The following is a 13,699-nucleotide window of genomic DNA, read 5'->3' on the forward strand; positions in this document are numbered from 1 at the left end:
GTTCCCGAGTCGGAACACCTGACCGTCGAGCGAGCGGCGGGAGGAGCCATTCGATCATCGAGACCCACGAAGACAAGAAGGGTAGTGCCGTGACTGTGACCCCGGCAGAGCAACAAGCCATCCCGACCGCGGCGAGGCGGCTTGCCACATCGGAGCGAACACGGATCCCGTGCGCACCGGTGCGCGATCTCATCGGTGACGATATCGCGACCGCGTACCGCGTTCAGTCGATCAATGCCGAGAACCGCCTCGCTTCGAGGGTGGTCGGCCGCAAGATCGGACTGACGTCACCGGCCGCACAGGATCGAGTCGGAGCGAGCCTCCCCCACTTCGGCACCTTGTTCGACGATATGGATTGCACCGACGAAAAGACGATCACGTCGGATCGACTGCTCCAGCCGCGGATCGAGGCCGAGATCGCGATCGTGCTCTCGCACGACATCGTGGCCCCGATCACTGCAGAGCAGGCGCCCAGCTTCGTCACGTATATGCGGGCGGCCCTCGAGATCGTCGACAGTCGGATCAACGAGTGGGATATCAGCCTGGCAGACACTGTTGCAGACAATGCCTCCTCCGGGCTGTACGTCCTCGGCGGGTACTGCGGAATCGAGGACGCACCCGACCTCGACGAGGTACAGATGTCGATGGCCGAGGACGGCATCCCCGTTTCCCGGGGAACCGGCTCCGACTGCTGGGGTAGCCCGTGGAATGCTTTGACATGGCTCGCCAACACAGCACTCGAGCATGGGACTCGTCTGCGTACCTACGACATCGTCCTCACCGGAGCTCTCGGTCCCGCGGTAACGGTTAAGCCCGGCGCCACCTACACCGCAACTATTTCCGGAATTGGATCTGTTACGGCCGGATTCAGCGAGTAGTCCGACAGCAAATTGGCTCGCGTGTCCGCGTTCGTCCCCCACTGACGCCGCCGCACCAGCTCTCTCCGCGACTGTCCGCAGCACTACCGGAACAACCGCACACTCCGGTACGACCCGCGTCGAGCCGGCGTTCAGTGCGGGGATTCTCCGCTTCGTTCGCTGTGAGCTGATGCGCTCGAGTTCAGCGGCGCGGGCTGTACCGACGATGCCCGGCGACCGCCGGACTGGCGTCGTCGATGCTGAGCCGTCGCCCTCGGCACCTGCTGCCGCAGCCTCGGCATCGGCAGCAGCGAAGAACACCTGGGTCTCGGCCCACTCCCTCTCCCCGAGGATTTAGATCCCAGTTTACGATGGCGATATCCAGGAATGCTTCATCGAAGCTATCGTTCTCGTCGCCCTGCCTGTCTACTCGCGAAATCTGTTTCCGCACAGCCTCTTCGACAAGACCAGCTGAGAGGTTGCCGACGTCGACGAGGTCAACAGCCCTAGTTGTGACAGCCTCGTGACACTGAGCCACCCGGTGAAACGACCATTAAACGAGAAAACCGCCCCTGAGCTGCGCGAATGCGGAGCCGTGACGGCGGAGAGGATGCCATCCACTACGGATCTGAAATCCGCTGTCTTGGTTGTCCACTCAGATCTATGGAAGCCCACCGACGTCCACACTACCACCCGAAAACCACTGTCCTGGTCCAGAAATCTGGATCCATATGGACTCCAGTGCCCCCAGTCGGACTCGAACCGACACTTGGCGGATTTTAAGTCCGTCCGATGGGCGCGCTGAGACGAGGCGGAGCGCGGCGACCTGCCGCTTTGCACCCCTGAGCGAGTCAGAAGAAGTCCCGGCGCGGCACGAGTTGTGACAACTCAGTGACAACTTTCGTGCAGCGCCCGGCTCCGCTAGGGCATGCTCCCCCAACAGAAATCCCCTCGAAGGTGGTCAGACCAACGAGGGGACCTATCAGCCAGGAGATCACCCCGGCCATGAGAATTCTTTCACGCCTGCCCGACGCCACTCCCGCTCGAGGAACCGCCGTCGGCGCCGTCGCCGTCACCGCACTCGCATCGTGGATGAGCTTCACCGCGCTGTCGGATCTCGCCGCGAACAACGGAATCGCGGACCACCAGAGCGCCGCTTTCCCGTTGATCGTCGACGGCCTCACGATCGTGTCGACCATCGCCGCCGCGACCCTCTCGAAGGGTTGGCCGCAGGCCTACGCGTGGATGCTGCTGGTGCTCGGCACCGCGGTCTCCGTCGCTGGGAACTCGGCACACGCCGTCACCAACGGCGGCGGTCCGATCGCGGTCGCTATCTCCGTCATCCCGCCGCTCGTCCAACTCGCCAGCATTCACCTCGCCATCACGCTGGCGCACGAGGAAGCGCGTCGCACCACTAGCTCGGCCGCCGCGCCCGAGCTTCTGTCCGAGGAGGTCGACGGGGAGCTGCTCGCCGCGGCTTGAAACCGCCCGGCCGGTAAACCCAGCGCGTTGCCACTCAGCCCTCGACCGCGTGCGGTCGGGGGCCGGCGGCGTGTGTCTCCCGTGCGCCGTGCGCGCGCCCGAGATCCTCCCGGGCACCCCGCCCTATACATCGCAGGCATCACGGACGACCAGACCAACGGTCCGTCTGCGGAGCGGCACCCGTGCACGGCGGCGTCCGCACAGTTGCCCCGCACTCGCGGCAGTAGTGCGTTCGATGGCCACCATTGCCGGCGGAGTCGCAGGCGCATACCTCCCAGCCGACGATGCATGCGTTCGGCCCGAGCGAGTGCCCGTTCGGACATCGATGCGGCGCGGGCTCGACGGACTTCATGACAAAATCTTCGCACATGCGTTCGATCGCTGATAGCCTGCGTTCGCTGGTGCGGGTCGACGAGGGAAGCGATCGACCCGCACCTTGCCTGAGCAGTCAGACTGAAACTTAGGTAGCGTTCCCGATGTGCCACAGCGGACGAATCTGTTTCAGGAACTCATCCTGATCATTCACGAACACACCAGCGAAAATGCCACGGTCACCGAATCTGCGATGCCGATATGTCGTATTACTGGGAATGCCCGCGAGGTCGATATCTACATTCAGCAGCAAGTAGCGGGGCACGAAGTCGTCGTGAGCGTGGAATGCAGGGATTACAACAAACCTCAGAGTGTCGAGTTTGTCGACGCGATGTGGGGGAAGCACGCCTCGTTGCCAACTGACAAATTGATTCTGGTCTCCAGCAAAGGGTTCTCGAAAGAAGCTAAACTGCGGGCGGAAGGCCTCGGCATTCGAACCATCTCGCCGTACGACAAACCGGATTCGTGGCGCACCGAGATCGCGAATGACCTCAGGTCAGTTTGGGCGAAGACGTTTAGAACGTCACCAAAACAGCTAGTGCTCACTCTGGATTGGCCGGATGGAGCAGAGAAAAACGTCAGTAGCCTCGTCGGCGACGGCTCTCCGCTGCTTTACGATGCCGATGGAGTGGTTCGGACCAATGCGGCCGACTTGATGAGCACAGCTGTAAGCAGCATCGACCCCAACAACGACGCCTTTCGCGATGCCCTTGGACATGAGCAGACCTTCGAGCTCGACTGCACCGAATTCCTATCAAGAGCGACTGACACTATCACCTGCAAACCAATCGACTTTCACATAAAGGAAGCCGATAGTGGCACCCTGATTCGCATCGCGAGTGCGGTTGTCAAAGGCTCTCTCGAGGTGCGGGTCGGCGAGATGACACTCAAACACGGGGATTTCGAAGGAACAGGTTTTGCCCACGGATCGTCAGATCTCGAGGGCGATACTGTTTTCTTCGTCGCGACACAGGCACCGAACGGCGGTCGGCGAACCAAGGTTCGCGTCGACTGGCGTGATGCACCCGCGGAGAGATGAGCGCAAACACTCGGATCGTGTAGACGGATGTCACGCCATCAACGACAATGCCCGCCCGGTCGATCGACCAGGCGGGCACGCGCGATCAGAGTTGACTCGTTGACCTAGCCTTGCCCACCCAGTGTGATGTCATCGCCTTCGCCAGGAAAGGGCTTCCGATATCTGCTGGTGAACTCATCGTCGTTCAGTATTGCGATGATCTCCTTGTTTGCGCCTATGACAATCCAGTTGCCGGCGTCGACAGTCCTTGTCTCGCTTGTCCACTTGTCAGGCCCGGTTTGGAACGTAATCGTCGCCTTTCCGGACTGACCTTCGGTGCGCTGATGCGTAACAGGGTGATCGTTTCGCTCAAGCCATGCCGCTGTCTGTCCCAGCGACTCCACGTCCACTCGCCGCGCAGAGACATAGTTGCGAATTGGTAGATAGAGGTCGCCCTCTTGGGTATTCGTCATTGCCGCAACGTACCGAGAGTCTGGCCATCGCGCAGAAGTTCGCAGGAACAAGAGATCTGCTCCACGTCCAGTTGCAAAAGACCGGGCCGTCGAGACCATTCAAACGGTATATACCGCCTGTCTAGTTCGTCTGGTTTGATGCGCAGGTGAAGAAGATGATCGCGGTCGGCGCCGCCATGTGCACCCTTGCTGTGGCCGGATGTAGTTCAAGCAACGGCTCCTCGACGCAGATTTCGTCGGTCACTTCGGCGGCCCCGGCCGCGTCGACGGCAGCGTCGACATCGACCACGACTGTGCAGGCAGCGCCAGTCGACAAATGCCCCAACCCGCTGGCTATCACTGACCCAGTATTCGCCTCAGCGGTTGCGTCGGTTCAACTTCCGAACGGTGCGCGCGTCACGACCGGACGACTGAGCAAAGACAGTGGTCACCCGGGAATGCAGGCTGCCGCAATCGACATTTGCGACCCCTCGATCAAGTCAGCAGATGGAATCCGGCAGATCGCAACGCTGTACGCCAAGGCGCTCAAGGCCTCGCCGATTTCCGAATCGCTGTTCGCGGTCTACGTCGCAAGCTATTTCATGGAGAACAGCAAGGTAGCCGGCGAAGTCAAAGTGAAAGACCCCGACTTCCAAGCACACCTCTGGAACGGCAAACCCTCGCCTTCTGCAGAGCTGAAGACTTGGACAGTGGTTACGGAGTAGTTGATAGCGTGCGGATAGGTCGTACGTAGCGATACATTCAAACGATCGATACCGAACTCCCAGTTCGCCTGGAATGATGCGCGGGTGACGACTCCGACTCCCCCAGGCTGGTACCCGGATCCCTCGAATCCAGCGACCCTTCGGTACTGGGATGGATTCCGTTGGACCGGGGCTACGCATCCTGCTCCACCGCGCATGCGAGCGCAGCCTTTCGCTGCTACGCCTCCCAAGAACCCCCATTCATTTAGAAACGCAGTGCTTGGTGTGTCAGGGGCTCTGGTCGGTGTTGTCATCATCGGCACAGCCCTCACGGGAGGGGACGAACCCTCGTCCAATTCGGCGCGCACATCAACCACTACTCAAGTCCAGCCAGCTGGTACGGATGCCATCCGGCCGACTGCGGGGGCAGCGACGTCGACGGCTGCGGCCGCGCACGGGTTCGGAACCGAAGTCCGTGATGGCAAGTTCGCATTTGTGTTGACTGACATGGAATCTGGGCTGTCCACCATCGGACGTGAATCGTCGATGTTCAGTGAGAAGGCCGAGGGCGAGTTCGTGATCGTTCACGTGGACGTCACGAATATCTCGAAGCAGCCCCAGTACTACTCCAGTCTGAATCAGGTATTGGTCGACGACCAGGGACGCGAGTTCACCAACGACAGCTCGGCTGAGTTCAGTCTCGACGGCGACGACGAAGGCGACGGTGACCTCAATCCCGGGATCACACGCTCGACAAGGGTGGTCTTCGACGTCCCGATCGGAACTGTGCCAGTCGCCCTGGAAGTGCACGACTCGATGTTCTCGAATGGAGCGAGGGTGACCTTCAGGTAAGCCACGACGAATACTTGCACTCCCTTGGCCTCATCCGATGCGAGCGCATACTGCATACCCGCCGAATGGCCGAGGGATATGACGCCGGCGGCCAAGTACCGGTTTCGGCTCGCGTTCGACTCAAAGAGTCCGACAGGGGTGCTGCAGTTCCGCCCATCGATTGGCGGCGGTGGCGGATGGAATGGTCGTTCTAGATCGGGCCTTTCGGGAGCGACGATCCTCGTTCGAAGTTCCTGGCGCGGCGGAAAATGGTCATACCGATTGCGATCACGACCCATCCGAGACTCCGGAATCGGTACTTTCGGCCGACTAACCTACCCAAGTTGAAAGCGATCTGATCTGAGTATCCCGCACTCATCTCAGCTATGCCTGCCAAGATAAGTTTCGTCGCCGTGGCTCTTAATGACATCACGCGACCAGCGATGCTAGCTGCGACGAGATTGGCCAGCAGGTTTTCCTCAAGAGGTACGGATTCCGCGAAACGCGATCGCACCTGCTCCTAGTCCACTGGGCCCACTTTCGGTAGCGTTGCGTCGTGCCTCAAAGGTCAAACCTTTTCCAGGAGTTAGTCGCGATCATCCATGCCCACATCAGTGATGATGCGACGGTCACCGAGTCCGCCATGGTGATCGATCGAGCTACAGGCAAACGCCGCGAGGTAGACGTCTATATCGAGCGTGATGTCGCTGGGGACCCCGTTGTCGTGAGTGTGGAATGCCGGGACCATAAACGGTCACCGCAGAGTGTCGAATGGGTAGAACAGATGCACGGCAAACATGCCACGCTACCGACACATAAGCTTATTTTGGTCTCGAAATCGGGATTCACGAGGCAAGCGGAGGCAAAGGCGGCCGCTCTCAACATCAAGACCGTGACGCCCCACGAGGATCCCGATGGATGGGGTACCGACATCGTGAACAACCTCAACTCGGTGTGGGCTAAGACGTTCAGGGCGCGGCCGCAAGAAGTCGTGTTATCGATTCAGCAGTCTGACGGAACAGTAGTTCACGTCAGCAATCGTATCGATGAGAGCGAGAGTCCACTTTCGCTCTTCTATCCCGATGGCACGTTTCGGATGACTGCCGCGGACTTGGTCAGCACAGTGATGTCCAGCGTACCCGCCGACAATTCGGCGTATCGCGACGCGGAGGGACACGAACGAAAGTTCTCGATTGACTCCGATCTACCGACCGCGAAGGATGCCCAAACAGGCGAACCGATTGAGTTGTTCGTCTACGAATCGTCGAGTAACGCTCTCTTACGGGTAGTGAACGCGGTTATTAACGGTGAACTTCAGGTTCACCTGACAGAGCTGCCGCTTACACACGGAGAGCTCGGGGGAACAGGGTTCTCGCACGGCTCCGCCGACCTCGACGGCGACCAGGTCTTCTTCGTCGCTACAGAGACAGCCGATGGGCGTACGCAATCGGAACTTCGCATCAAATGGAACTCTCGAACACACGAGCAGCTTTGGGGTGACTCGGCCACCTGACCGGACCTACTCAAGGGCGCGGGCAACCGAGGATCGCGGTACCCGCCGATACATTCAACCGATCTATACCGTACGTCCAGTTCGCCTGGTTTGATGCGCAGGTGACGACACCGACTCCCCCACCAGGCTGGCATCCCGACCCGGAGGGTAGACCTCAGCTTCGCTGGTGGGATGGGCGACAGTGGACCTCTGCAACCAAGCCGCGCGCCATTCAGGAAGGCCCGAAGACCCCACCCCCGCCGACCGCCCCGGACGCCAAGAAGCGGAACAACCGCCTCGCCCTCGGCCTGGTTGCCGCGATCGCTGTCCTGGCCGTTGCCTTCACCTTTTTCCGACCCAATGAAGACACGTCGTCGTCAGCCTCGGGCGCAACAACCTCAACCACGACGAGCTCCACGTCGGCGACGACGCCTACGGCGACCCGGGCGTCGGCGGCGACCCGGGCGCCGGCGGCGGCGCCCACAACCACACGGCCGAGCACGCCAACCCTCACATCCACAACGCTGGTGGCGCCGCCTTCGACGGCGACGCCGGGCGGCGCAGGGCTTCTGCCGCCAGCTCAGACCGCCTCGGCGGCGGGCTGCGAGGAGCCTGACCCCGAGATCGTTTCGGCCATTCAGGCCTCACTGACAGAGGGGCGGACTCTGAACCACATCGCGGCAGTGTCGGCACAGACGGATGGAATCGAGTACACGTATACCGCAGCGAATGTGTTCCGGGCTGACGGGTCACGGTCCGTCTCTGGCGCGGTGTGGATCACGCCGGGATTTGGAGTGATGGGTCTCTCCAGCAACACGAAGACGGTCTCGACGCTGCCGTCGGGGCGTGGCGTTCTTGATGCCTCGGCGGGCGATCGGTACGGCTCCAAAGTTCAGGAGTGTGTCTCGGCGCTCGCGCGTTGGCGATAGTTCCCCACGACAGAACGTCTTACCCCATCTTGACAGGTGGGGGCGTTAGTCATTCGCGCGCGCAACGTGAGGCATCATGTTCCGAGTGGCTGCCTCCGTCGAACTTGAATCCCGTCAGGCCCGCGACACTCACCTCGTACTCTTGACCGCAGCAGTCGCTCTCGTCGCCCTGTTCTTCAACCTGCGCAACATCGGAAGGCCGTCGCTCTGGCGAGACGAGGTTGTCACCGCGCTGATGGCCGAGCGCGGACCGCACGGCATCGTCGTCCTAGCGCAGAACAGCGACACGGTTCAGGCCCCGTACTACCTGATGATGTGGGCCTGGTCGACACTGTTCGGCACGTCCGAGACGAGTTTGCGGGCGATCTCGGCCATCGCGGTCGCCATCGCGGTCGCTGCTCTGTTTCAGATCGCCGTCCGGTACACCACGACCAGGGGCGCCCTTGTCGCCGCCACACTGTTCCTCGTGCTGCCGTCGACCACTCGCTACGCGCAAGAGGTTCGCGCACAGGCGTTCATCCTTGCGGCCATCGTCGTCGCAACACTCCTCTTGCACCTGGCTCTCGCCGACGACCGACGGGCCCGCTGGATCGGCTACGCCCTCGCGCTGACCTTCGGAGCACTCTGCAGCTTCATGGCGCTGATGATCCTCGCTGGACACGCTGCGCTGATGTGGCGGCGAGTGCCGTGGCGCACCGCAGCGCTGGCATGGTCGCCGGCGCTCGGTGTAGCGGCGACGATGTTCGGCCTCTCCTTCTGGCGGAAGAATGCAACGGAGTGGATCCCTCCGGCCACGTGGCCACGGTTGAAGATGGTCGGCGGGCAACTTGCTGGCACTGAGACGATCGCCCTACTGTTCGTGGCCGCGGTTCTCGCCTTCGCTGTCTGGACAGGATTCTCGCGGCAGTGGCAGGCGCACGGCTGGCTGTTGATCGTCGCGGCACTTCCGGTGACGCTGTGGCTCGTCGGCCACGTGCAGAACATCTTCGTGGCCCGGTACGTCCTGTTCGTTGTGCCGTTCTACGCGCTCATCGCGGCGATGGTTCTCACCCGAGCCAATGTGGTGGCGGCACTCGCGTTCCTCATCCTCGTTTCGCATCTGGCCTATCCAGAGCAGGTGAAGGTGCGCGGCTTCGCAGGGCATGGCGACGACCTCCGATCGGCACAGGCCGCCGTCGCCCAGCAGGCTCGCCCCGGCGACGCGATCATCTTCGACTTCACTGCAATCCGCGCAGGATTCGACTACTACAACGACCGGAGCCCCGCCCCGCCCTTGGCCGACCCGCTCAATGTGTCCCCCGGCCAGGAAGACCTGAAGACGTTCGGCAACCTCAGCAAGCCCTGCACCGCGGCCGCGCTCGCTGGCGTCGATCGGGTGTGGGATGTTCACGTACTTGGGTCCCCGTTGATCGACCGCACAGGACCGCGTCTCTGTGGTAGCCCGCTCACACTCGTGACGACGACTCAGCACGGCGGTGTGCTCGTTAGCCTGTATCGCAGCTGAAACGACGAAACGCCCCGCACCCCAGGGGAGGGGTGCGGGGCGTTTCTATTTCTCGAGTTCGCCGAGGCGCTGCTGCAGCTGCTGGATCAGGGCATCCTTCTCGGCGATAATGCGTGCCTGCTCCTGAGCTAGCTGACCGATCTGATCGAGCGCGAAGATCACACCATTCACGACAGAGCCACCTCTCCATTCACGATCGTTCCTGATGCGTTCCTGCCGACGATCTTCAGCTTCGCGGCGCCAGTTAGCCGCCGATGTGACAATCCGTGACAAATCAGGGAAGGAGGCACCCGGGAACTGAGACGGAAACCGCCTCTGACCTGTGCCCCCAGTCGGACTCGAACCGACACTGTGCGGATTTTAAGTCCGCTGCCTCTGCCAATTGGGCTATAGGGGCTACCGGTCGCCGAGGGTGCCGCTCGGCGACCGTGCGCAGATCACCCTAGCTCAGGCGATCGACAATGCGATTCCGTCGAGGATGTCGTGTTCGCTGACGACGAGTTGGTCGATGCCGGCCTTCTTCTCGAATGCGTCGGCCAGTGCGAGGGTCACGATCGCGCCGCCGCCGATGACGTCGACCCGCCCCGGGTGCATCGGGCCGAGGGCGGCCCGTTCGGTGTGGGTCATGGCGATCAGCGAGTTGCAGACCTCCCGCAGCCGGGGCATCGGGATGCGGGAGAGATGCACCTGCTCGGCGTCGTATTCGGGCAGTTCTTTGGCGAGCGCGGCGATGGTGGTCATCGTTCCGGCGACGCCGACCCAGGTGTGGGCCTGTTCGACGGGGACACGCGCGAACGCCTCGTCCAGGCGGTCCTGCGCGAACGCGCGGGCCTCCTCGACCTGTGCGGGTGTCGGCGGATCGTCATGGAGGCAGCGCTCCGTGATGCGCACGCACCCGATGTCGGTGGAGAAGGCGGCGTGGACGCCGGATTCGTCGCCCAGCACCACTTCGGTGGAACCGCCGCCGAGGTCCACGACCACGAACGGTCCCTGCGACGGATCGAGTTCCCCGACGGCCCCGTTGAACGACAGCCGTGCTTCCTCGTCGCCGGTGATGACCTCGGCCCCGGCGCCGGGGATGACGGCGCCCAGCACCTCGCGGGTCATCGAGAAGAAGTCTTCCCGGTTGGATGCGTCGCGGGTGGCGGATGTGGCCACCATGCGGACGGCGGTGGCGCCGGCGTCCGCGATCATTCCGGCGTACTCGCTCAACGCGACTCGGGTGCGTTCGATGGCCTCGGGCGCCAGGCGCCCGGTGGCGTCCACGCCCTGTCCCAGCCGGACGACGCGCATCTCGCGACACACGTCGTGCAGTGCGCCCTGCTCGTCGACGTCGGCGACGAGCAGACGGATGGAGTTCGTGCCGCAGTCGACGGCGGCGACGCGCGTCACTGCTCGGGACTTTCGACGTCGTCGATGCCGGGCCAGTCCGCGGGAATCGCGGTGCCCCTCAGCTTTCCGCCTGCCGCGGACGCGGCGAGTGCCACCGATTCGTCGCCCAGCGGGTTGACGCCCGGCCCCTTCGCCAGCGAGTGGGCCATCAGCACGTGCAGGCATTTGACGCGCTCGGGCATTCCGCCGCCGGTGAAGTCAGTTCCGAGGGGCTCGATGGCGTCGCGCTCGGCGAGATACGACTGGTGGGCGCGCAGGTACGCGGCCGCAAGCTCCGGATCCTGTCCGAGACGCTCGGTCATCTCACGCATCACCCCGGCAGACTCCTGCCGGCTGGCCTCCGCGGTCAGTCGCGGATCGGTCAGGTAGTACAGCGTCGGAAACGGTGTTCCGTCGGGAAGTTTGGGCGCGGTCTTCACGACGCCGGGCGTGCCGTCGGGACTGCGGTACGCGATCTCGAGCACTCCCCGCGGTTCGCGGCCCAGCTGGGCGGCGACGGCGTCGAGGTCTTCCTGCGGCACGGGGCTGGACGGGTCGGACGAATTAGTCACCCGGTGGGTTCTCCTGGTTCTGGCGGTACGGGCGGCGGCACCACGGGGGGCGCCGGAGCCGGTGCCGGCTGCACCTCGGGCGCGGCCGGCGGTTCTGAAATGGTCTTCCACAGGTCGGAGTACCAGGGGCCTGCCATCTCGGCGTCCTTCTCCTCCGGCTTCTCCGGCTCCTTGTAGTCGCCGGGCAACTGCACCTGGAACGGGGTGTCGCCGGGCTTCACCCACCGGAGCCGGCCGCGTGCCTGCGCCTCGATGTAGGCGGGGTCGGAGTAGCGCTCCTCGAGGATCCGCAGCTCCTGAAGATCCTTCTCGAGCTGAACCTGTTCCGCCGCAATACGATCCGCTTCCCCACGCTGGGTGAGGTAGTTGCGCAGGGGGACCGCGAGGGTGAGCGCGAGAAGCAGCACGACCATGACGAGGACGAGCGCCTTGCCCGTCGACAGTCCGAGGATCGTGTGCTCGGAGCGAATTGCGCGGGCGGCCCCGGCCGCACCTACCCGTCTCGGGCGAGCGCGACCGGGGAGCACCTTGCCGGTGTCGGAGCCGTCGACGGCGTCCGGTTTGCCGTCGGCCTGCCCCGGCGTCGTCGACTTGGTGGTGCGGGGGCGCCGCGCTCCGCCGGGAGTGCCGTCCGCCCGGTTTCCGCGGGCCCGTTCACCACGCCCGGAGCCCCGGCCGCCCGGACTTGCTCCGGACGACCGCGGCCTGCCGCGCTGTGCCACCTACTCCAACACCCCTTACTCGACTGTCGAACGTCAGCCTTCGAACGCGAACCGCGGGAACGCGACCTCGCCGGCGTAGCGGGCGGCGTCGCCCAGGTTCTCCTCGATGCGCAGCAGCTGGTTGTACTTGGCGACGCGCTCGCTGCGGGCGGGAGCACCGGTCTTGATCTGACCGCTGCCCACGGCGACCGCGAGGTCGGCGATGGTCGTGTCCTCGGTCTCACCGGACCGGTGGCTCATCATCGTCTTGTAGCCGTTGCGGTGGGCGAGGTCGACGGCGTCGAGGGTCTCGGTCAGCGTGCCGATCTGGTTGACCTTCACCAGCAAAGCGTTCGCGGCGCCCTTGACGATGCCCTCTTCCAGACGCTCCGGGTTGGTGACGAACAGGTCGTCACCGACGAGCTGGACCTTGTTGCCGATCTGATCGGTCAGGGCGACCCAGCCGTCCCAGTCGTCCTCGTCCAGCGGATCCTCGATGGACACGATCGGGTACGCGTCGACCAGCTCGGCGTAGAACGCCGACATCTCGGCCGCGGTCCGGTTGCTGCCCTCGAACTTGTAGCCGGTGCCGTCGGTGTAGAACTCGGTGGCGGCGACGTCGAGTGCCAGTGCCACATCCGTGCCCAGGACCAGGCCCGTCTTGCCGATGGCGACGCTGATCAGGTCCAGTGCTTCCTTGGTGCCCGCGACGTCGGGGGCGAAGCCGCCCTCGTCACCGAGACCGGTGGCCAGGCCCTTCTCCTTCAGCACCGACTTGAGGGCGTGGTACACCTCGGCGCCCCAGCGCAGCGACTCCTTGAACGTGGCGGCACCGATCGGGGCGACCATGAACTCCTGGACGTCGACACCGGTGTCGGCGTGCGCGCCACCGTTGAGGATGTTCATCATCGGGACGGGAAGGACGTGGGCGTTGGGGCCGCCGACGTAACGGAAGAGATCCAGACCCGACGACTCGGCGGCCGCGCGGGCCACCGCCAGCGACGCACCCAGGAGCGCGTTGGCGCCCAGACGCGACTTGTCCGGGGTGCCGTCGGCGTCCAGCAGGGCCTGGTCGACGGTCCGCTGCTCGGTGGCGTCGATCCCGATGATGGCCGGAGCGATCTCGCTCAGGACGGCCTCGACGGCCTTCTCGACACCCTTGCCGCCGTACCGGTCGCCGCCGTCTCGCAATTCGACGGCCTCGTGCTCACCGGTCGATGCGCCCGACGGAACCGCGGCGCGAGCGAAACTTCCGTCGTCGAGCAGCACCTCGACCTCCACCGTGGGGTTTCCACGGGAATCGAGGATCTCACGGGCTCCGACCTGCTCAATGATGGCCACTTGCTGATTCTCCTTATATGGGCTTCGCACTGTGCACCGACCGGTCCGATCGTGCCAGGGACACCAGATCGTG

The 13,699-nt window shown here is 63.6% G+C and carries 14 protein-coding genes, 2 tRNA genes and 3 pseudogenes; 10 read left to right on the plus strand and 9 right to left on the minus strand.

Going from position 1 to position 13,699, the window contains the following annotated elements; genetic code table 11:
• Positions 1-89: 89 nt before the first annotated feature.
• Positions 90-878, plus strand: coding sequence for a 2-keto-4-pentenoate hydratase (locus QM841_RS07160; RefSeq protein WP_283331422.1), 789 nt, complete (start codon positions 90-92; stop codon positions 876-878).
• A gap of 721 nt (positions 879-1,599) precedes the next feature.
• Here the strand turns inward: QM841_RS07160 and QM841_RS07165 are convergent.
• Positions 1,600-1,657: transfer RNA gene (locus tag QM841_RS07165), tRNA-Ser, on the minus strand.
• A 205-nt stretch (positions 1,658-1,862) separates the two neighbouring features.
• On the opposite strand from QM841_RS07165, the gene QM841_RS07170 reads away from it, so the two are divergent.
• Both QM841_RS07170 and QM841_RS07175 read left to right on the plus strand, forming a co-directional pair.
• Positions 1,863-2,339, plus strand: coding sequence for a DUF2637 domain-containing protein (locus tag QM841_RS07170; RefSeq protein ID WP_283331423.1), 477 nt, complete (start codon positions 1,863-1,865; stop codon positions 2,337-2,339).
• A gap of 478 nt (positions 2,340-2,817) precedes the next feature.
• Positions 2,818-3,750, plus strand: a complete 933-nt coding sequence (locus QM841_RS07175) for a restriction endonuclease (protein ID WP_283331424.1) — start codon at positions 2,818-2,820, stop codon at positions 3,748-3,750.
• A gap of 104 nt (positions 3,751-3,854) precedes the next feature.
• Here QM841_RS07175 and QM841_RS07180 read toward each other — a convergent pair whose 3' ends face one another.
• On the minus strand, positions 3,855-4,202 hold the full coding sequence (locus tag QM841_RS07180) for a hypothetical protein (protein ID WP_283331425.1): 348 nt from the start codon (positions 4,200-4,202) through the stop codon (positions 3,855-3,857).
• 146 nt (positions 4,203-4,348) lie between these two features.
• Here QM841_RS07180 and QM841_RS07185 point away from each other — a divergent pair, with 146 nt between their 5' ends.
• The 6 genes and pseudogenes from QM841_RS07185 to QM841_RS43360 form a co-directional block, all read left to right on the plus strand.
• Positions 4,349-4,906, plus strand: coding sequence for a hypothetical protein (locus QM841_RS07185; protein WP_283331426.1), 558 nt, complete (start codon positions 4,349-4,351; stop codon positions 4,904-4,906).
• Between the two features lie 84 nt (positions 4,907-4,990).
• Positions 4,991-5,089 (plus strand): annotated as a pseudogene (locus QM841_RS43350) (DUF2510 domain-containing protein); the annotation flags it as partial.
• 81 nt (positions 5,090-5,170) lie between these two features.
• Positions 5,171-5,737 (plus strand): DUF4352 domain-containing protein, encoded by a 567-nt coding sequence (locus QM841_RS07190; RefSeq protein WP_283331427.1) that lies wholly within the window; start codon positions 5,171-5,173, stop codon positions 5,735-5,737.
• A 436-nt stretch (positions 5,738-6,173) separates the two neighbouring features.
• Positions 6,174-6,263, plus strand: a pseudogene (locus QM841_RS43355) (hypothetical protein); the annotation flags it as partial.
• A 9-nt stretch (positions 6,264-6,272) separates the two neighbouring features.
• Positions 6,273-7,229 (plus strand): restriction endonuclease, encoded by a 957-nt coding sequence (locus QM841_RS07195; RefSeq protein ID WP_283331428.1) that lies wholly within the window; start codon positions 6,273-6,275, stop codon positions 7,227-7,229.
• A 101-nt stretch (positions 7,230-7,330) separates the two neighbouring features.
• Positions 7,331-7,426 (plus strand): annotated as a pseudogene (locus tag QM841_RS43360) (DUF2510 domain-containing protein); the annotation flags it as partial.
• 14 nt (positions 7,427-7,440) lie between these two features.
• Here QM841_RS43360 and QM841_RS07200 read toward each other — a convergent pair.
• Positions 7,441-7,728: a hypothetical protein gene (locus QM841_RS07200; protein WP_283331429.1), complete on the minus strand. Its 288-nt coding sequence runs from the start codon at positions 7,726-7,728 to the stop codon at positions 7,441-7,443.
• Between the two features lie 551 nt (positions 7,729-8,279).
• On the opposite strand from QM841_RS07200, the gene QM841_RS07205 reads away from it, so the two are divergent.
• Positions 8,280-9,641 carry a glycosyltransferase family 39 protein gene (locus tag QM841_RS07205; protein WP_283331430.1) on the plus strand — a complete coding sequence of 454 codons (1,362 nt, stop codon included), beginning with the start codon at positions 8,280-8,282 and terminating at the stop codon, positions 9,639-9,641.
• Positions 9,642-9,686: 45 nt separating this feature from the next.
• On the opposite strand, the gene QM841_RS07210 is transcribed toward QM841_RS07205, so the two are convergent.
• The 6 genes from QM841_RS07210 to eno form a co-directional block, all read right to left on the minus strand.
• A complete protein-coding gene (locus QM841_RS07210) occupies positions 9,687-9,812 on the minus strand; it encodes a hypothetical protein (RefSeq protein ID WP_283331431.1) in 126 nt (41 codons plus the stop codon).
• A 152-nt stretch (positions 9,813-9,964) separates the two neighbouring features.
• Positions 9,965-10,038: transfer RNA gene (locus QM841_RS07215), tRNA-Leu, on the minus strand.
• Between the two features lie 50 nt (positions 10,039-10,088).
• Positions 10,089-11,033: a Ppx/GppA phosphatase family protein gene (locus QM841_RS07220; protein ID WP_280781468.1), complete on the minus strand. Its 945-nt coding sequence runs from the start codon at positions 11,031-11,033 to the stop codon at positions 10,089-10,091.
• On the minus strand, positions 11,030-11,584 hold the full coding sequence (locus tag QM841_RS07225) for a DUF501 domain-containing protein (RefSeq protein WP_280781467.1): 555 nt from the start codon (positions 11,582-11,584) through the stop codon (positions 11,030-11,032). Before QM841_RS07225 ends, QM841_RS07220 begins: the two co-directional genes overlap by 4 nt.
• On the minus strand, positions 11,581-12,306 hold the full coding sequence (locus QM841_RS07230) for an FtsB family cell division protein (protein WP_280781466.1): 726 nt from the start codon (positions 12,304-12,306) through the stop codon (positions 11,581-11,583). Before QM841_RS07230 ends, QM841_RS07225 begins: the two co-directional genes overlap by 4 nt.
• Positions 12,307-12,339: 33 nt before the next feature.
• Positions 12,340-13,626: a phosphopyruvate hydratase gene (eno, locus tag QM841_RS07235; protein WP_164059063.1), complete on the minus strand. Its 1,287-nt coding sequence runs from the start codon at positions 13,624-13,626 to the stop codon at positions 12,340-12,342.
• Positions 13,627-13,699: the final 73 nt, after the last annotated feature.

It is taken from the genome of Rhodococcus sp. IEGM 1307 (genome assembly GCF_030056915.1).
In the GTDB taxonomy this organism is placed as follows: domain Bacteria; phylum Actinomycetota; class Actinomycetes; order Mycobacteriales; family Mycobacteriaceae; genus Rhodococcus_F; species Rhodococcus_F opacus_D.